Origin of the sequence: Actinomadura macrotermitis (assembly GCF_009604375.1) — a bacterium.
GTDB lineage: Bacteria > Actinomycetota > Actinomycetes > Streptosporangiales > Streptosporangiaceae > Spirillospora > Spirillospora macrotermitis.
Genome location: NZ_WEGH01000005.1, coordinates 36,453 through 54,854, shown reverse-complemented (window position 1 = coordinate 54,854; position 18,402 = coordinate 36,453). Strand labels below are relative to the sequence as shown.

The window sequence follows — 18,402 nt, the reverse complement described above, 5'->3', positions numbered from 1 at the left end:
CGTGGGGACTTTTGTCCCGATCATCCGGAAGTTCGGTCGAAGGGGGGCGTGCCTGAGGTGTCGGCACTGGGGGCATGGATCACACTGGCGGTCACCATCGCGGTCGCGGTGGTGGTGCTGGAGGGGGTCCGGCGGCTGCTCGCCGGCCGGCTGTCGGCCAAGTGGCCGCCCGTCGGCGCCGCGGCCCGCCGGTGCGCCGCGCCCGCGTTCACGTTCGCGGTGGTGGTCGCCACGACCGCGGCGCTGCCCTACCAGTTCCTGCCGGACGGCGCCGTCGCGCCCGTGCGGCAGGCGCTGCGCATCGCCACGATCGGCGCCGCCACCTGGCTGGTGCTGCGCATCTCCTACGCCCTGACCGACCCGGCGCTGGACCGGCTGACCCGGATCGAGGGCGAGCGCAACCGGCGCGCCCGCCGGGCGCGCACCCAGATGCTGCTGCTCCGCCGGATCAGCGCCGCCGTGATCACCGTGCTCGCGGTGGGCACGGCGCTGTTCACCTTCCCCGCGGTGCGCGCGCTCGGCGCCGGGGTGCTGGCCTCGGCGGGCGTGGCCGGCCTCGTCGTCGGCATCGCCGCCCGGCCCGCCCTCGGCAACCTGTTCGCCGGGCTCCAGCTGGCGTTCAGCGACGCGCTGCGGCTCGACGACGTCGTGGTGGTGGAGGGCGAGTGGGGCCGGGTCGAGGAGCTGACCCTGTCGTACGTGGTGGTCCACCTGTGGGACGAGCGGCGGCTGATCCTGCCGGTCTCCTACTTCACCGAGAAGCCCTTCGAGAACTGGACCCGCCGCACCAGCCGCGTCCTCGGCACGGTGATCCTGCACGTGGACTGGTCGGTGCCGGTCGAGGAGCTGCGCGCCGAGCTGTACCGGGCGCTGCGCGACAACCCCCTGTGGGACCAGCGCGACTGGGTGCTGCAGGTCACCGACGTGCTGGAGAACGGCATGGTCCAGCTGCGCGCGCTGATGAGCGCGCCCGACTCGGCGAGCGCCTGGGACCTGCGCTGCGACATCCGCGAGCACCTGGTCGGCTACATCCGCGACCACTACCCGCAGGCGCTCCCGCGCCTGCGGGCCGAGCTGCCCGGGCCTGAGCTCGCCGGCGCCGGGACCCGCTAGACGCGGGCGCCCGGCGGGGGCGGGCGCCCGTCAGGCCAGGGTGATCTGGCCGTCCTTGACGGTGACCTTCATCTCCTTCAGCGGCTCGGTGGCGGGCGGATTCGCCACCGAGCCGTCCGTCGCCTTGAACTTGCTGCCGTGGCAGGGGCAGTTGATGGTGCCGCCCGACACCGACCCGACCACGCACCCGCGGTGCGTGCAGACGGCGGTGAACGCCTTGAACTCGTCCTTGACCGGCTGCGTCACCACGACCTTCTGGTCCTTGTAGACCTTGCCGCCGCCCACCGGGACCTCCGACGCCGGCCCGAGGGTCGCGCCGTCCGCGGCCGCCGGGCTCTGCCCGCTCCCTTTGGCGGTGTCGTCGGCACCGTCGCTGCCGTCGCCGCCGCCGGCGCACGCCGCCGCGAGCCCGGCGACGCCGGCGATCCCCACCCCGTACAGCAGCCCGCGCCTCGTCGGATCCCCTGCCAGCTCCGCCATGCCCGCCTCCATATCACGCTGCGTCACCTTCGGTGACCCAGGCACAACATCTACACCAGGGAGCACGGGGCGGGGGCGGCGATGGTTCAAACCGCGCTCAGACGACGACGATCCCGTCGCCCTTGACCTGGACGGGGTACTCCAGCAGCGCGCGCTTGGCGGGGCCCTGCGCCACCGTCCCGTCCGCGACCTTGAACCTGCTGCCGTGGCAGGGGCACTCGATCCGGCCGTCCTCCACCCGGTCGGTGAGGCAGCCCTGGTGGGTGCAGGAGGCGCTGAAGGCCTTGAAGGTCCCGGCCACCGGCTGGGTGACCACCAGCTTGGTGTCGGGGTAGATCTTCCCGCCGCCGACCGGCACGTCGGCGACCTTGGCGATCTCCTTGCCGCGCAGCTTGGCGGCGGGCTCGGCCTTGCGGGCGCCGCCGCCCGGGGCGCAGCCGGCCAGCGCCGCCGCGCCCGCGGCGGCCCCGGCGCAGCACAGCATCGCGCGGCGCCCGATTCCCCGTGCACCGGGGGTCTCCACGGTCTCGGCCGTCACATCGTCGTTCATGGTCACCCATGGTCCCGCACGGGTGCCGGCGGGCCCCGCCGACCCCCGTGCTCGCCGGCGGAGCGCGGACCGGCAGGGCGCCGGCCGGCTCAGCCGAGCATCTTGGCCAGGAACTGGCCGGTGTGGCTGGCCTCCACCTTCGCGACCTCCTCCGGCGTGCCGGTCGCCACGACGGTGCCGCCGCGCGAGCCGCCCTCGGGGCCCATGTCGATGATCCAGTCGGCCGTCTTGATCACATCGAGGTTGTGCTCGATGACGATCACCGTGTTGCCCTTGTCGACCAGGCCGTTCAGCACCCCGAGCAGCTTGCGGATGTCCTCGAAGTGCAGGCCCGTGGTCGGCTCGTCCAGCACGTAGATGGTGCGGCCGGTGGAGCGGCGCTGCAGCTCGGCGGCGAGCTTGACGCGCTGCGCCTCGCCGCCCGACAGCGTCGGCGCGGACTGGCCGAGCCGCACGTAGCCGAGGCCGACCTCGTTCAGGGTGTGCAGGTGCCGGTGGATCGCCTTGATCGGCTCGAAGAAGACCGTGGCCTCCTCGATCGGCATGTCCAGCACCTCGGCGATCGTCTTGCCCTTGTAGTGGACCTCCAGCGTCTCCCGGTTGTAGCGGGCGCCGTGGCACACCTCGCAGGGGACGTAGACGTCCGGCAGGAAGTTCATCTCGATCTTGATGGTGCCGTCGCCGGCGCAGTTCTCGCAGCGGCCGCCCTTGACGTTGAAGGAGAACCGGCCCGGCTGGTAGCCGCGCACCTTCGCCTCGGTGGTCTGGGCGAACAGCTTGCGGATGTGGTCGAACACGCCGGTGTAGGTCGCCGGGTTGGACCGCGGGGTGCGGCCGATCGGCGACTGGTCGACGTGCACGACCTTGTCGAGCTGGTCGATGCCGTTGACCCGCTTGTGCTTGCCCGGCACCGTGCGCGCGCCGTGCAGCTTCTTGGCCAGCGAGGTGTAGAGGATGTCGTTGACCAGGGTCGACTTGCCCGACCCCGACACACCGGTGACCGCGGTGAACACCCCGAGCGGGAACGCCACGTCGACGTCGCGCAGGTTGTTCTGCTGCGCGCCCTTGACGGTGATCTCGCGGCCCCTGGTGCGCGGCCGCCGCACCGCCGGGACGGCGATCTCGCGGCGCCCCGACAGGTACTGCCCGGTGATCGACTTCTCGGACTTCAGCAGCTCGTCCACGGTGCCCGACACCACGATCTCGCCGCCGTGCTCGCCGGCCCGCGGGCCGATGTCGACCACCCAGTCGGCGGCGGCGATGGTGTCCTCGTCGTGCTCGACGACGATCAGGGTGTTGCCCATGTCGCGCAGCCGCAGCAGCGTCTCCAGCAGCCGGTGGTTGTCGCGCTGGTGCAGGCCGATGGACGGCTCGTCCAGCACGTACAGCACGCCGACCAGCCCGGACCCGATCTGGGTGGCCAGCCGGATCCGCTGCGCCTCGCCGCCGGCCAGCGTCGCCGACGCCCGGTCCAGCGTCAGGTAGTCCAGGCCGACGTCCAGCAGGAAGCCCAGGCGGGCGTTGATCTCCTTCAGCACCCGCTCGGCGATGTGCTTGTCGCGGTCCGACAGCTCCAGCGACAGCAGGAACTTGGCGCACTCCCCGATCGGCATCGCGGCGATCTCGGCGATCGACCGGCCGCCCATGGTGACGGCGAGCACGTACGGCTTCAGCCGCGCGCCCTCGCACGTCGGGCACGGGATCTCGCGCATGTAGCCTTCGAGCTTCTCCCGGCTGGAGTCGCTCTCGGACTCGGAGTGCCGCCGGTGGATGTAGGGGATCACGCCCTCGTAGGCGGTGTAGTACGACCGGGTGCGCCCGTAGCGGTTCTTGTAGCGGACGTGGACCTGGGTCTCGTGCCCGTTCAGGATCGCCTTGCGGGCCTTGGCCGGCAGCTTCTCCCACGGGGTGTCCAGGCTGAAGCCCATGGCGTCGCCGAGGGCCGACAGCAGCCGCAGGAAGTACTCGCTGACGTGCCCGTTCGACCACGGCTGGACGGCGCCCTCGGCGAGCGACAGCTCGGTGTCGGGGATGACCAGCTCGGCGTCGACCTCCATGCGGGTGCCGAGGCCGGTGCAGTCGGGGCAGGCGCCGTAGGGCGAGTTGAAGGAGAACGAGCGCGGCTCCAGCTCGTCGAACGACAGGTCGTCGTAGGGGCAGTAGAGGTGCTCGGAGTACATCCGGGTGCGGTTCTCGTCGCCCTCGGGCAGGTCGACGAAGTCCAGCACGATGGTGCCGCCGGCCAGGCCGAGCGCGGTCTCCACCGAGTCGGCGAGGCGCTGGCGGGCCGTGTCCTTGACGGCGAGGCGGTCGACGACCACCGAGATGTCGTGCTTCTCCTGCTTCTTCAGCGCGGGCGGCTCGTCCAGGCGGACGGTCTCGCCGTCCACCAGGGCGCGCGAGTAGCCCTTGGACTGCAGCTCGCGGAACAGCTCCAGGTACTCGCCCTTGCGGCCGCGGATCACCGGCGCGAGCACCTGGAAGCGGGTGCCCTCGGGCAGCTCCAGCACCCGGTCGACGATCTGCTGCGGCGCCTGGCGGCTGATCGGCCGGGCGCAGATCGGGCAGTGCGGGTGGCCGATGCGCGCGTACAGCAGGCGCAGGTAGTCGTACACCTCGGTGATCGTGCCGACCGTCGACCGGGGGTTCTTGCTGGTCGACTTCTGGTCGATCGACACCGCCGGGGACAGGCCCTCGATGAAGTCGACGTCGGGCTTGTCCATCTGGCCGAGGAACTGGCGCGCGTAGGCCGACAGCGACTCCACGTAGCGGCGCTGCCCCTCGGCGAAGATCGTGTCGAAGGCCAGGCTCGACTTGCCGGACCCCGAGAGCCCGGTGAACACGATCATGGAGTCCCGCGGCAGGTCGAGCGAGACGTCCTTCAGGTTGTGCTCGCGTGCTCCACGCACGATGAGGCGGTCATGCACAGCGTTCTCTGGTTCCTGTTCTGGGTGGGTGGCGACGGGACGTCCGTCCGGTCACAGGCTAGAGATGGGGTACGACGAAATCCCTCTGCGTCTCATAACGACGGCGGGCCGCGCCGCATTTCGCCGTCGCCCCGCCCGTCCCGGAAGAGGCGCCCGACCACTCCGGAACCGTACACGTGTTCGAAGATCGCCCGCCACCGAAACGCCCGGCCGCGCCGGAACCGGGCCGGCGCGCTCCCCCGTCCTGGGCACGGTCCCGCCGTATGGGCCAGGATCGGAGCCATGGAAAGGACGGTGGGCATGGACGACCGGCGTACGGTCCTCACACATATCGAAGCGGGCACCGAACGGCTCCTGGCGACGCTGGGCGGGCTGGACGACGCGCGGCTGCGCGAGCCCTCCGCGCTGCCGGACTGGACGCGGGGGCACGTCGCGGCGCACATCGCGCGCAACGCCGACTCCCTGTGGAACCTGCTGGAGTGGGCGCGGACCGGGCGGGAGATCCCGCAGTACCCGAGCCTGGAGCAGCGCAACGCCGACATCGAGGAGGGCGCCGCCCGGAGCGTCCCGGAGCTGGTGGAGGACGTGCGCGCCTCGGCGGCCCGGTTCGCCGAGCTGGCCCGTGCCCTCCCCGAGGACGCCTGGGAGGCGCCGGTGCAGGCGATGCTCGGCTGGCCCCACCCGGCCTGGTACACGCTGTTCCGGCGCTGGCACGAGGTGGAGGCCCACCACGTGGACCTCGTGGCGGGGTACGGCCCGGCGGACTGGCCCGACCCCTACGTGCGGTGGGCGCTGGCCGACACCCTGCACGGCCGGACGACGCTGCAGGAGTACCGGATCGTGGCGGCCGACACCGGCGAGACCGCCGGCGAGGGCCCGGTGATCACCGGTTCGGCGCGGGCGCTGCTCGGCTGGCTGAGCGGCCGCACGGACGGCGCGGAGCTGGACGCGGACGGCCCGCTGCCCGCCCCGCCGCCGTGGCCGGCCGAGCCGGGCGGCTTCTAGGGCGGCTCCCCGGCGAGGCTGCGCAGGTCGTCCACCGAGCGGACGGTGACGGCGCCGCGGTCGACCACGACGCCGCCGCGCAGGTCCTCGGCCAGGATCCGGGCAACCTTGCCGCGGCCCATCCCGGCCCAGCGGCCGAGGTCCTGGCGGCAGACCGGGACCCGCGCCTCGGTGCCGCCGCCGGGCAGCGGGACGCCGAACCGGGTGGCCAGCCGCAGCAGCCGCCCCGCCAGCCGGCGGGCCGGCTCGTCGGGGAAGTGCGCGACGCGCAGCCCGTTGGCGTCGCGCAGCCGCTCGGCGAGCACCCCGGCGAGCGCCCAGACGGCGCCGGGGTGCTCCTCCAGCACGGCGCGGAAGCGCGCGGCGGGCAGCACCAGCGCCTCCACCGCGGTGAGGGCCTCGACGCTGGCGTGCCGGGGGCGGCCGTCGACCGCCTCCAGCTCCCCCACCACGTCGCCGGGGCCGAGCACGTCCAGGATGGCGTGCTCGCCGCCGCGGTCCACCCACACCTTCACGTGGCCGGCGCGCAGCACGTAGACCGGCGCGGTCGAGGTGTGCTCCATGAGCAGGAGCGCCCCCGGCCTGATCATCACGATGGCGCCGGCCTTCTCCAGGGCCGTGCGGGCGCGCGCGGGCAGCGCGTCCCAGAATCGGCTGCCGGTCATACCGCCTCCCGGGTCGAGTGAACTCGGCAGTACGGCGCTGGACTGCGTACGACGTCACATTGGTCCTACCGGATCACCGGCCGGCGGGCACCTCCGTCGCGCTCACCGGACCGGAGTCCGCTTCATCCGGTTCGCTGTTCTCCGAGCCGAGCCACCGGTCGAGGGCGTGGACGCGGCGGGCGCAGTCGGCGGCGGCGTCGTGGTCGCCGTCCGCCAGGCACGACTCGCGCAGCCGCTCCAGTGCGGCGCGCTGGCCGTGGTGGTCGCCCATGTCGCGGCGGACGTCGATCTCGGCGAGGAACTGCGCGGCGGCCGGGGCGTGCCGGCCGAGGCGCTGGCAGGCGCGGCCCATGACGTGCCGGGCGATGGCCTGCTCGCGGGTGTCGCCGAGCTCGGCGGCCAGGTCCAGGGCGCGCTGCCCGGTCCGCAGCGCGGCCTCGGCGTCGTCCAGGTCCAGGTGGATGTCGGCGAGGTGGACCAGGGCGGTGCCCTCGCCGTGCCGGTCGCCGACGTCGCGGAGCAGCCGCAGCGCCTGCAGTTCCAGCCGCAGCGCCTCGGCCGGGCGGCCGCTGCGGCGCAGCACCGCCGCGTAGGTGTCCAGGCCGATGCCGCGCCCGTACCAGTCGCCGATCTCCTGGCGGATGGCCAGCGCCTGCCCGGCGGCGCGCTCGGCCTCGGCGTGCAGGCCGAGCCGCAGGTAGGTGCGGGCCAGGCTGCCGAGGGTGCCGGCCATGCCCGCCTTGGCGCCGAGCCGGTGCCACAGGTCCAGCGCCTCCAGGCCGAGGACGAACGCCTCCTGGTGGCGCTCCAGCCGGCGCATGACCATCGACAGGTGCTCCAGGTCGTGCGCCTCGCCGTGCTGGTCGCCGATCTCGCGGCGGATCTCCAGGGCGCGGCCGAGGCGCTCGCGGGCCTCGCGGTACCGGCCGAGCCGCCAGTGCGCGATGCCGATCTCGGCGAGCGTCTCGGCCTCGCCGTGCCGGTCGCCGGTGTCGCGGTGCAGGCCGAGCGCCTGCTCGCAGTAGGTGAACGCCTCGGCGAAGCGGGCCGCGTCGCTCATCAGCCGGCCGAGGGTGGTGAGGGTGCGGGCCTCGCCGTGCCGGGCGCCGATCATCCGGTAGGTGCGCAGCGCCTGCTCGGCGTCGCGCTGGGCCAGGTCGCGCATGCCGAGCAGGGCGTGCATGCGGGCGAGCTCGGTGAGGGCGCGGGCGGTGCCGTAGCGGTCGGCGAGCTCCTGGCGGATCGCCAGCGCCTCCAGCCCGTACCGGGCGGCCTGGGCGACGGCGCCGCGGCGGCGCTGCACCTGGGCCAGGGTCAGCAGGGACTCGGCGATGCCGGGCTGGTCGCCGGTGTCGCGGCGCAGGTCCAGCGCCTGGCGGGCGTGCCGCTCGGCCGGCGGGTAGTCGGCGAGGGCCAGGTGCACCCGGGCGAGGGTCTCGTGGCCGCGGGCGACGCCGCCCGCGTCGCCGAGCCCGCGGTGCAGCTCCAGGGAGCGGTGGGCCTGCTCGATCGCGGTCGGGTAGCGGTTGAGGGCGACGTGCACGTCGGCGAGGGTGGCGAGAGTGACGGCCTCGCCGTACCGATCGGGCGGGCGCACCGAGCGGAACCCGCGCCGGGCGTCCTCGCCGTAGCCGATGGCCTGCAGGGGGCGGCCGAGGTGGACGTGCAGCACCGCCAGGGCGTGCAGCATGACGGCGGCGGCGGACCAGTCCTCCTCGGCCCGGGCGGCGCGCAGCCCGGCCAGGTGGACGGCGACGTTGTCGTCGCCGTAGCGGCGGAACTCCTGGAAGTCGAACAGGGCGTCGGCCAGCTCCCAGCAGGTGCGGTGCAGGCCGAGGCGGGCCGCCTGGTGGACCGCGGCGACCAGGTTGCGGCGCTCGGCCTCGAACCAGGCGACCGCGGCCGCCCGCGCCCCTGCGGCGGGCGGCGCGGCCTGCTCCGGCGGCCGCCCCTCCAGGGTGGGGCGGCGGCGCCCGCCGAGTTCGGCGCCGGCGGCGCGGGCCTCGGCCAGGTAGCCGGCGAGCAGCCGGCGCTGCGCGGCGAGCCGCTCGCTGTCCAGGTCCTCGGCGAGGCAGCGTTCGCGGGCGAACTCGCGCAGCAGGTCGTGCATCCGGTAGCGGCCGGGCCCGACGCCCTGCACCAGGTAGGCCTGCCGCAGCCCGTCCAGGCACTCGCGGGCCTCCTCGCCCGGCAGGCCGGCGAGCGCGGCGAGCGCGCTCGGGGTGAAGTCGGGCCCGGCGATCAGGCCGAGCCGGCGGAACGCCGCGCGCTGGTCGCGGCGCAGCGCCCGGTAGGCGACGTCGAAGGCCAGGCTGAGCACGCCGTGCAGGACCGGCGACCCGGAGGTGGGGCGGCCGGCCAGCTCCCGGACGGTGCCCGCGATCGACGCGCCGGGGTCGTCGGCGAGCCGCCCGGCCATGACGGCGAGGGCGAGCGGCAGCAGCCCGCACTCCTGCGCGAGCCGGACGGCGGCGTCGCGCTCGTCGCGCACCCGGCGGTCGCCGGGGCCGAGCACCGCGGCGAGGAGGTCGACGGCCTCGCCGGGCGCCATCTCGCGCAGCTCCAGGGTGCGCACGTCGGCGCCCTCGGGCAGCGCCGGCAGCCGCCACCGGCTGGTCACCAGCACCAGCCCGGCGTCGACGGCCGCCACCAGCGGCCGGATCTGCGCGGCGTCGGCGGCGTTGTCCAGGATCAGCAGCATCCGGCGGCCGGCCAGCAGCGACCGGCACTGCGCGGCCAGCTCGTCCTCGGCGCGCGGCAGCTGGTCGCCGGGGACGCCGAGCCCGCGCAGCACCTGCCCCATCGCCTCGGCGGGGGTGGCGGGGCCGGGGCCGCGCGCGTCGCCGCGCAGGTCGGTGAAGACGACGCCGTCGGGGAAGCGGTCCGCGGTCCGGTGCGCCCAGTGCAGCGCCAGGGTGGTCTTGCCGACGCCGGGCATGCCCTGGATGACGACGCCGCGCGGCCGCGCGGCCTGCGCCAGCACCATGTCGAGCTTGCCGAGGCTGACGGCGCGGCCGGTGAAGAACGGCTTGTCGGCGGGCAGCCGCCGCAGCGGCGCGGCCGGGGTGTCGATCGGGACCGGCGCCCGGGCGGCGAGGCCGGCGCGGGGCGCGGGCGGGGCGGCGTCCGCGGAGCCGTCCGGCCACTCCTCGCCCCACGGGCTGGCGGCGCGGCGCAGGCCCCCGGTGTCCAGGACGGTGAGCGGCCGCACCGCGCGGTCCAGGACGCCGCGGGCCCGCCACCGCCGGAAGCAGCGCACCAGCGTCTCGCGGGAGATCCCCGACCAGTTCGCCAGCTCGGCCTGGCTGAGGCGCATCGGGACGCGCACCTGGTCGCCGGACCGCTCGCCGAACCGGTGCGCCAGCTCCAGCAGGTGGTAGGCCAGGCGCTGCGGGTGCTCGGCCGAGGCGACCGCGGCGCGCCGCCCGGCGAGCTCGGCGGCGCTCGCGAACGCGCACATCATCGCCTCGGCGACCTGCGGGCTGGCGGCCAGCAGCCCGCCGAACTGGCGGCGGTCGATGCGCAGCGCGACCAGGTGGTCCAGCGCCTGGACCGACCCGCGCTGGGGATGCCCCCAGGGGGCCAGGCCGCCGACCAGGTCGCCGCCGCCGAACAGCTCGATGATCGACTCGTCGCCCTCGCTGGACAGCACGAACTCCTTGGCGACCACGTTGCCGGTGGCGCGGCCGCGGAACACCACGTGCACGCCGGCGGGGGTGACGCCCTGGTGGCAGAGCATGCCGCCGGGCGGGATGTCGGTGCGGCGGCCCATGGCGCGCAGCGCCTCCCGCCCGGCGGGGGTGAGCAGCGACCAGAAGCTGCCCGCGGGCGCGCCGAGGTCGGGCACCGGGTCATCGCGCACGGGCGCTCACCCGGCCGATCCGGCGAGCGCCGTCCAGAGCAGGCACAGCCCGCTGGTGATCACCGCCCAGTTCACCGCCTGCCAGGACAGCTCGCAGCAGCGGTGCGCGGCGGCCAGCAGCCGCCGCAGCTCCACGTCGCGGACGCCGTTGTCCAGGGCGGTGCCGAGCGCGAACGGGGTCCAGGGGACGCCCGGGTCGAGCGGCGCGCCGGTCCGGCCGCGGACCGCGCCGAGCGCGGTGACCAGGGTGCGGCGGGCGCGCAGCACGCACGAGGCCGCGACGCTGAACGCGGCGCCGACGACGGTCAGCGACACCAGCGCGAGGACGCCGGTGCGGCCCGCGGCCAGCTGCGCGGTCACGCCGACGACCACCAGCGCGAGCAGCGTCGCGGCGATCATCGCGTCCCGCGCGCAGAGCCGGACCAGCGCGCAGGCGTGCCCGAGCAGGTCCCCGGGCCCGTCGTCCGCCCGCGGTCCGGGGCGGAATGCTGTCACCAAGGCGTCACCGTCCTTCCGGCCAGATCCGGCGGCCCCTGCTGCGCCGCCTGCTCTCATCGTGGATCGGCGCGGCGGCCGCGTCCGTCAGAAAGGACACGGATGGAGTGAGTCTGATGACGCATCCGGCGCCCGCCCGGCCGATGGGGAAGGATGGGCGGACCACCGATGGGGAGGTCGCATGAGCTACACCGGAAACGTCGAGCCCGGCGGCCGGGCCGACGTCCGCGAACTGCCCGGCCTGACGATCGCCAAGGCGTCGGTCGGCCCCTACGACAACAACGCCTACCTGCTGCGGTGCACGGCGACCGGGGATCAGCTCCTCATCGACGCGGCCAACGACGCGCCGCGCCTGCTGGAGCTGATCGGAGACGGCCCGCTCACCCGGATCGTGACCACGCACCGCCACCAGGACCACTGGATGGCGCTGGCCGAGGTCGCCGAGGCGACCGGCGCGCCGCTGACGGCGCATCCGCACGACGCGGGGGCGCTGCCGCTGCCGGTGGCGCACCCGGTCGAGCACGGCGACACCGTCCGGGTGGGGCGGGCGTCACTGGAGGTCGTTCATCTGCGCGGGCACACGCCCGGCTCGATCGCGCTGCTGTACGACGCCGGCGGCGAGCTCGCCGACCGGCCGCACCTGTTCACCGGCGACAGCCTGTTCCCGGGCGGCGTCGGCAACACCTGGGGCGACCCGACGCTGTTCGCGCAGCTGCTGGCCGACGTGCAGGAGCGGGTCTTCGACCGGCTGCCCGACGCGACCTGGTTCTACCCCGGGCACGGCAAGGACTCCACACTCGGCCGCGAGCGCCCCTCGCTCCCCGAATGGCGCAAGCGCGGCTGGTGAGAAAGGCCGCCCCTACGGGCATGGCCGAACCCGCGCACCATGGGAAGCGGTGCGCGGGTCGCCGGGTCCGGGTGCGGACCGGGTCATGGGTTGAAGATGCTGACACCGCCCGGGCCGACGAGAAGCCCGACGATGATCAGCACGATCCCCCAGAGGAGGTCGCGGCGCGCCACGATGACGTAGATGCCCGCGATGACCAGTGCGACGGCGATGAGCCACAGAATGGTTGCCATGCCGCGGTGGTCCCCGCAGAGAAAGCAAACAAACAACTCACCGTTGGAAATGAAGGACACAAAGCGGTCACGGTTCGGCAATCGGAACCGGCGGCACCCGGTGTTCGTTGGCCCTGGCACCAGGGAGCCGATCCGGGAGCACTGACATCCACCAACTCGACGGACCCGAAAGAACCGACGCGGGGACGGTCCTGCGCTACCCCGCGGGCTCGCTCGTGCTCATCGCCGGGCTGCCCGGCGCGGGCAAGAGCCATCTGCTGAACCGCCTGTACGGCCTGACCGGCCAGGAACGGGCCCCGGTGGCCCTCGGCGCCGTCCGGGTGATCGACTCCCGCCAGTCGCGCAACTGGTGGGCCCGGTTCCTGCGGCCGCTGCCGCCCCGGCTGCGCACCCCGCTGGTGCACCTGACGCACGTGTGGCGGATCGGCCGGGCGGTGCACGGCGGCCACGGCGTCGTCGCGCACACCCGCGGCACCTGGCCGCACATCCTGCGCGGCTTCGGCTGGCTGGTGCGGCGGCGCGGCGGGCAGCTGCACCTGATCCTCATCGACGTCGCCCCGGGCACCGCCCGCAGCGGCCAGCACGCGCGGGGCCGGGTCGTCACCGCCACCACCTTCGCCCGGCACGTGCGGCGCTGGACCCCGCTGGTGACGCGGGCGCGCGGCGGCGACACCGGGGCGGCCGCCGGCGTCACGATCCTGGACCGCGACGCCGCCGACCGGCTGCAGGAGATCAGCTTCGGCCGAGCCCGCTGAACCAGCGCACGACCTGGGCGGTGCCGGCCACGTTGGAGCCGAGGTGGCGGGAGCCGCCGTAACGGGTGTCCCCGACGTCGATCACCGGGACCCGGACACCGCGTCCGCGCAGGTCGGCGGCGCAGTGGTCGGTGTTGAGGGTGACCGCCTGCTCGTCCTTGTCGATCTTGTAGAGGCGGACCGGGACCCGCGGCGTCCAGCCGCAGACGGACGCGTCCGTGCGCAGCGCCGCGGCGAACGTACCGGACGGGTGGCGCAGCAGCGCGAACCCGCGCCGGGTGAGCAGCTTGTCCAGGCTGCCGGGCAGCCCCTTCAGCATGACCTGACCGGGCGTGGTGCCGTCGAAGTACTTCTCGACGCGCCCGGCGTAGGGCTTGCGGAACACCTCGCCCGGCGTGCGATAAAGGCCGCCGTGGATGCGGTTCCAGGAGGTCAGCAGGTAGGAGGTGTAGGCGACGCTCAGTTTCGGGTCCAGCTTGCCGGCCAGCAGGGCGGGCAGCTCGGCGCCGCGGAAGTCGTAACCGCCGCTGATCGGGGCGACCGCGCCCAGCCGGAACCAGGGGTCGGCGCCGCCCTGCAGCGCACGCGCCAGGCCGAGCGCGGACGACGCGCCCTGCGAGAAGCCGGTGACGAGCACCCGGCGGTCCAGGCTCCGGCCCTTCCGGGGGACGAAATGCCGGGCCGCGCGCAGCATGTCGACCGAGGCCGTCGTCTCGGACGGAACGTCCTTCCACGGATGCACACCGGGCCCCTCGCCGAGGCCCAGGTAGTCCGGCGCCACGGTCGCGAACCCGGCCGCGCCATAGGTGACGGCCGAGCCCTGCCCCCACACGTCCTTGCTGGTCGACGGCGCGTCGGGCTTGTAGCTCATCGTGCCGTGCGTGTAGGAGACCGTGCGCAGCCGATGGTCGCCGTTGCGGGGCAGCACCAGCAGGCCGCTGGCGGTGGTGGCGCGCCCGCGGGTGTCGACCGTCCGGTAGACGAGCCGGTAGGTGTCCACGCCGTAGCGGACCGACCGGGCGTCGAAGCCGTCCGAGGCGAGCCAGGCACGCGCCTGCGCGGCCGTCATCGTGCGCAGATGCCGGGCGGACAGCAGCTCGCCCCGCGCCGGCGGCGTGCTCGCCGCGACCGGGGCGGCCGTCGCGGCGACGGCGGAGGCCGCGACGAGCGCGGCGGTGAAGCGGTGGCGGGACATCGAGGACCTTTCCCCTTGATCGGAACAACGCCCTCAGCCTGGCCACCTGGGAACCGACACCACATCAACCCGGACGGTGGTGTCACACCCGCTACCCGAGAGGGAGGGGAACCGGCCGGCCCCCGGCAACGCCTGATCATGGTCGCGAAGCCCGCCGCCGAGAGAGGTCATGATCATGCACAACCCCGGACGCCCCGAAGACCTGCCCCCGGCCGAAGAGCTGTGGGCCGACGCCGCCGCGCTCGCCGTCCTCTCCGCCGGGGTGCGCTCCGATTACCTGGAGGGAGCCGAGCCGGACGAGCACGGGCTTCGCTCACGCGACAACCAGAACGGCTGGTGGACGCTGAGCCGCTGGCCGCACGGGCGCATGCTGCTGTGCGGCATCGACGAGGACTACAGCGACACGATCATGGACCCGCCCATCGACCTCCTGGCCGGCGCGCCGGACTGGCTGCCCGCCGACTACCTCGACTCTCCCTTCGGCGGACCCGAGATGTACGGCCTGCTGTACTGGTGGGACGGCTCGTGGGGGCGTGCGCCGTATCCGGACGACCTGACCGACGACGGCCTGTCCTCGCTCGCGCCCGGGTCGCATGAGCACTATCGACCGGCGTTGCTGGCATGCGCCTCCGATGCCGAGGAGGCGGGGGCGGCCTATGACGGACTGCTCGCGGCGGCCCGTGCGCGCACGGTGGACGAGGCGACGCTCACGCGCTTGTTCGGGGCCTTGGACGCTGAGCGGCTGAAGGCCGAACTGCGCGCGACCGCAGATTTGGCCGCCGCCCTCGCCATCGCCCGGAGCACCGGTCTGACAAGAGCCTGACGGCCTGGAACACCTCGCCCCTGAGCAGATCGCCGGTCAGCCGATGTGGCGGGCGTATTACGAGGTGCCGTACACCCGCAGCCTGCGGCCCAGCGCCTCGCCATTTTCAATGATCTGATCGTGGGATATGTAGACGGTCAGTCTGTCGTTCGCGGCGAGCGGCGCGAGGTCCACACCATCCGCGATACCGCCGATGTACAACTCTCGGATCCCCCGGACATCGGCCAACGGCGACAGGTCCGTGATCCGTTCACAGTCCCGCAGATCGAGCGATCGAAGCCGGGGTGAAGTGAAGCGTGGGAGTTCTTCTACCTGCGTGTTGTTGACGGACAACTCTTCCAGCCGCTCACACATGGCCAGCGGTGCGATATCCCGGATATTCGGATTGTCCCCGATATGCAACTTGAGCAGGCCGGTTCCAGCGAATCCCGCCAAGCCCCCGCCCCAGTCGGCGCCGATGAGATTGAGGGACTTCAGGTTCGGCGCGGCGGACATGATGGACTCTGCGTCGCTCTCCAGCCTGCTTGAAGGCAGGTACAGTGCCTCAAGGCGGTCAAGTGGCGGAAGCACATCCAACGAGAAGAGATTTTTGCAATCGAATAGAGAAAGACTGACAAGCGCAGTCTGCCCGACCAGAGGCCTATAGTCAGTGACCATGTCCAACGAAGAGAGAACCAGGTGAATCAGCTTTGGCAAGCCTTCGATGAAGTTGATGGCGGCGAACTGCTGGCCTGTTATGGATAGCTTTTCCAGGCGCGGGAGGCCATACAGGAAATCGTACCCCCCGACGATCTCCTCCGTGTACAGATAGAGCTCCTTCAGACTGTTCGCATGCCCAAACAAACCACTCGGACTGACACTCCCCCTCCGACCGAGGATATCCAGATGAGTCAACGGCCGAACACCAGACAAGAAATCCGTATCCGGAGTCTCCACATATCTCAACTTCAGCCGCTCGATTCGATTGAGCAGGCGCAGATATGGAAGCACCGCACGGGAAGGGGGTGTGACGCGCCCATGCACGAGCGGAGCATCAGAGAGCACACGCCGCGCGTACTCCTCCGGATCGGAGTACGCCCAGCCCTCGATGAGCTCTTCCTGAACTTCGGGACGTGAATCCGAGGCGTAGCCCTCCAAAAGGGCAAGCGCGGCAGGACCGTTGACCAGCCACGCCGTGCGCACTGTCGCGCGCGCTGCTGCCACGCTGAGACCCTCTAGGCTGCGCGGCAGCCGCGCCAGCACCGTCTCCCCCGCTGACGCCAGCGACCGGGCCGAGGCGAGATCACGCGGCGGGATGAGGCTGTCCACGCACGCATCGACCTCGGCGGCCAGCTCCGGCGGGATGGTCGGCAGCGTCTCCAGGCAGGCAGCCAGCAGCAGCTTGAGCGTGCGGGCCCGCCGGGGCTCGGCGGCGGCGCGGTGCAGCAGCCCGGCGATCAGCTCGCGCCGGAGCGGCGCGTTGGCGTGGCCCGCCGCCATCACGACCGTCTCCCGCCACTGGTCACGATGGGCGTTCTCGATGAGCGGTTCCAGGTCGCCGTCCTCGGCGGCCTGCTTGGCGGTCAGGTACTCCTGGACGGTGCGGTGCACGAAGTCGATCCGGCCTGGCACCGGCTCACGCAACACGCCGCTCCGCTGAAGCAGGTGCTCCAGCACCTGCTCGGCCGGAGCCGTCACGCGCGGCATCGACTTCAGCCGCTCCTCGACCCGCCGCAGCGCCACGTTCTTCGGCAGCTCGGTGCGCCCGGTAGTGGAGGTCCGCCAAGCCAGGTCCTGCAAGATCTGGATCTTCTGCTCGCGTTCCAATGGCACTTCGAGGGAGCTGGGAATGTCGCGCTCGGCGTCCCGGCGCTCCAACAGCAGTTCCAGGGCTGCCGCATAGATTCCCATCCTGTCGCGCGGCAACTGCGTCGCCCGGTCCAGGTTGAGGGCGCACAGCATCGCCGCCAGCAGCGGGCTGCCCGCGAGGACGCGCAGGTGCGGCGCGGCCTCCAAACGGGAGAGCAACGCGGCTTCATAGCCAGGAAGCTTCTCTGCCGCACACGGCAGATCAGGATGATCACGCATGGCCTCATGCCAGTGCGAGATCAGCGCCTTGATGTCCGCCGGCCCCATCCGCTCCAGGAACGCCGTCGCGAACCCCTCGTCGGCCAGCCAGCGCCCACTGGCCGCTGCCGGGCGGCTGGTGACGACCACGCGGATCTCCGGATAGGCCGACAACAGCCCCCGCAGCCATGTCCGGACCGACTGCCGCTGCCCGGCAGGCAGCTCGTCGATCCCGTCGATCAGCAGCACGGCCCGCCCCGTCGCGAGCCGCCGGTGCACCCAGCCGGGTGGCATGAGCCCGGCGATCGGGTCGGCGACGCCGTCCAGGAACCGCTCTGGAGCAGGCAGCGGACGGCCCGCGTGGCTGCGCAGCTTGATCAGAAAGGGCGTGCAGCCGTTCCATTCGGCCAGGTCGCCGGTGTAGGCGCCGCGCACGGCGCTGACGGCCAGCCAGCGCAGCAGCGTGCTCTTGCCCGCGCCGGCCTCGCCGCGGATGAGCAGAAGCCGGTTGCGGCCGAGCGCCGTCTCCACCCGCACGGTGCTCTGCTCGGGCTCGCGTTCGCCGCTCCGCCAGGCCGCGAACGCCTCTTTCCGCTCCTCGGTCTCGGTGGACACGCTGAGGTTGATGTAGGCGACGCTCAGCGTGGTGCGCGGCCGGTAGCGCTCGATCCGGACGCCGAACAGCTCGATGGTGTCGAGTGTCTCGCTGACGTGCCGCAGGTAGCGGCGACCGAACTCCTCGTCGTCGGCGGTGCCCTGCGGGGCGTCCAGGGTGCGGGCCGGGAGGCGGGCGAGCATCCCGGCGACCTCGTCGGCGAGGCCGGTCAGCCGGGTCAGGATCTCCGCCGAGGCGCGCGGGCCGAACTGCGGGAGCTGCCGGACGATCTGGACCAGGCACTCGCAGCACTCCTCGAGCACCACCTCGAACAGCCGGGCGCCCGCCTCACCGAGCTGACCGTGCCGGTCCCGGCCGTCGGCCTCCAGGACGCGGCGGGCGAGCAGGGCCGGGACGGCGTCGGCGGCGAACAGCGCCTCATCGGACAGGTCCGCCGCCTTCAGCACGTCCGCGACGTCCACCAGGACCGCCGCCTTGTCGTTCTCCCCCAGGCCGCCGAACTCGTGGCCGCACAGCGTGATGACGCGTTCGGCGACGGAGTCCGCGATCTCGTCGAGCTGGCGCTCGGCCCGGCGGCGGTGGATCCGGTCCGGGAACCGCAGCTGGATCAGCTCGACCAGGTCCTTGTCCCGGTCGCCCTTGTCCCGCCGTCCCGCGAGCCAGAGCCCCCCGGCCCGGATGCCCACGATCTTGCCGACGGTCAGCGCCACGGACTCGACCACCAACGCGCACTCCCCGGTTCGCCCCGAAAAGACCAGTATCCCGAGCGGGGCGATCAGGCGGCGGGATT

14 protein-coding genes are annotated in these 18,402 nt (G+C 73.2%); 5 read left to right on the top strand and 9 right to left on the bottom strand.

What is annotated here, in order from left to right:
* Positions 1-48 precede the first annotated feature (48 nt).
* Complete coding sequence (locus ACRB68_RS32900) at positions 49-1,113, top strand: mechanosensitive ion channel family protein (RefSeq protein WP_328595079.1); 1,065 nt, start codon at positions 49-51, stop codon at positions 1,111-1,113.
* Positions 1,114-1,143: 30 nt separating this feature from the next.
* Here the strand turns inward: ACRB68_RS32900 and ACRB68_RS32895 are convergent, their stop codons facing one another.
* The 3 genes from ACRB68_RS32895 to uvrA form a co-directional block, all read right to left on the bottom strand.
* On the bottom strand, positions 1,144-1,593 hold the full coding sequence (locus ACRB68_RS32895; RefSeq protein ID WP_153539594.1) for a Rieske (2Fe-2S) protein: 450 nt from the start codon (positions 1,591-1,593) through the stop codon (positions 1,144-1,146).
* A gap of 97 nt (positions 1,594-1,690) precedes the next feature.
* Positions 1,691-2,143, bottom strand: a complete 453-nt coding sequence (locus ACRB68_RS32890; RefSeq protein WP_153539593.1) for a Rieske (2Fe-2S) protein — start codon at positions 2,141-2,143, stop codon at positions 1,691-1,693.
* An 89-nt stretch (positions 2,144-2,232) separates the two neighbouring features.
* Entirely contained in the window at positions 2,233-5,070 is a 2,838-nt protein-coding gene (uvrA, locus tag ACRB68_RS32885) for an excinuclease ABC subunit UvrA (protein WP_328595078.1), read from the bottom strand.
* Positions 5,071-5,370: 300 nt separating this feature from the next.
* On the opposite strand from uvrA, the gene ACRB68_RS32880 reads away from it, so the two are divergent.
* Positions 5,371-6,075 (top strand): maleylpyruvate isomerase family mycothiol-dependent enzyme, encoded by a 705-nt coding sequence (locus ACRB68_RS32880; RefSeq protein WP_153539591.1) that lies wholly within the window; start codon positions 5,371-5,373, stop codon positions 6,073-6,075.
* Here ACRB68_RS32880 and ACRB68_RS32875 read toward each other — a convergent pair.
* The 3 genes from ACRB68_RS32875 to ACRB68_RS32865 all read right to left on the bottom strand — a co-directional run bounded on the left by ACRB68_RS32875 (position 6,072) and on the right by ACRB68_RS32865 (position 11,097).
* Entirely contained in the window at positions 6,072-6,740 is a 669-nt protein-coding gene (locus ACRB68_RS32875; RefSeq protein WP_153539589.1) for a Crp/Fnr family transcriptional regulator, read from the bottom strand. The genes ACRB68_RS32880 and ACRB68_RS32875 overlap by 4 nt on opposite strands.
* 73 nt (positions 6,741-6,813) lie before the next feature.
* Positions 6,814-10,602, bottom strand: coding sequence for a tetratricopeptide repeat protein (locus tag ACRB68_RS32870; protein WP_153539587.1), 3,789 nt, complete (start codon positions 10,600-10,602; stop codon positions 6,814-6,816).
* 6 nt (positions 10,603-10,608) lie between these two features.
* Positions 10,609-11,097, bottom strand: coding sequence for a hypothetical protein (locus ACRB68_RS32865; protein ID WP_153539585.1), 489 nt, complete (start codon positions 11,095-11,097; stop codon positions 10,609-10,611).
* Positions 11,098-11,278: 181 nt separating this feature from the next.
* Here ACRB68_RS32865 and ACRB68_RS32860 point away from each other — a divergent pair, with 181 nt between their 5' ends.
* The gene (locus ACRB68_RS32860) at positions 11,279-11,944 is read left to right on the top strand and encodes an MBL fold metallo-hydrolase (protein ID WP_153539583.1); all 666 of its coding nucleotides are present in this window, start codon (positions 11,279-11,281) and stop codon (positions 11,942-11,944) included.
* Positions 11,945-12,027: 83 nt separating this feature from the next.
* Here ACRB68_RS32860 and ACRB68_RS40360 read toward each other — a convergent pair whose 3' ends face one another.
* On the bottom strand, positions 12,028-12,177 hold the full coding sequence (locus ACRB68_RS40360) for a GPGG-motif small membrane protein (protein WP_194293552.1): 150 nt from the start codon (positions 12,175-12,177) through the stop codon (positions 12,028-12,030).
* A gap of 215 nt (positions 12,178-12,392) precedes the next feature.
* Between ACRB68_RS40360 and ACRB68_RS32855 the strand changes: the two genes are divergently transcribed.
* Positions 12,393-12,932 carry an ATP-binding protein gene (locus ACRB68_RS32855; protein ID WP_328595077.1) on the top strand — a complete coding sequence of 180 codons (540 nt, stop codon included), beginning with the start codon at positions 12,393-12,395 and terminating at the stop codon, positions 12,930-12,932.
* Here the strand turns inward: ACRB68_RS32855 and ACRB68_RS32850 are convergent.
* Positions 12,910-14,127, bottom strand: coding sequence for an alpha/beta hydrolase family protein (locus tag ACRB68_RS32850; RefSeq protein ID WP_207709916.1), 1,218 nt, complete (start codon positions 14,125-14,127; stop codon positions 12,910-12,912). The two genes, ACRB68_RS32855 and ACRB68_RS32850, sit on opposite strands and share 23 nt — an antisense overlap.
* A gap of 169 nt (positions 14,128-14,296) precedes the next feature.
* Here ACRB68_RS32850 and ACRB68_RS32845 point away from each other — a divergent pair, with 169 nt between their 5' ends.
* The gene (locus ACRB68_RS32845; protein ID WP_153539581.1) at positions 14,297-14,950 is read left to right on the top strand and encodes a hypothetical protein; all 654 of its coding nucleotides are present in this window, start codon (positions 14,297-14,299) and stop codon (positions 14,948-14,950) included.
* 57 nt (positions 14,951-15,007) lie between these two features.
* Here ACRB68_RS32845 and ACRB68_RS32840 read toward each other — a convergent pair whose 3' ends face one another.
* The gene (locus tag ACRB68_RS32840; RefSeq protein ID WP_328595238.1) at positions 15,008-18,334 is read right to left on the bottom strand and encodes an NACHT N-terminal Helical domain 1-containing protein; all 3,327 of its coding nucleotides are present in this window, start codon (positions 18,332-18,334) and stop codon (positions 15,008-15,010) included.
* Positions 18,335-18,402: the final 68 nt, after the last annotated feature.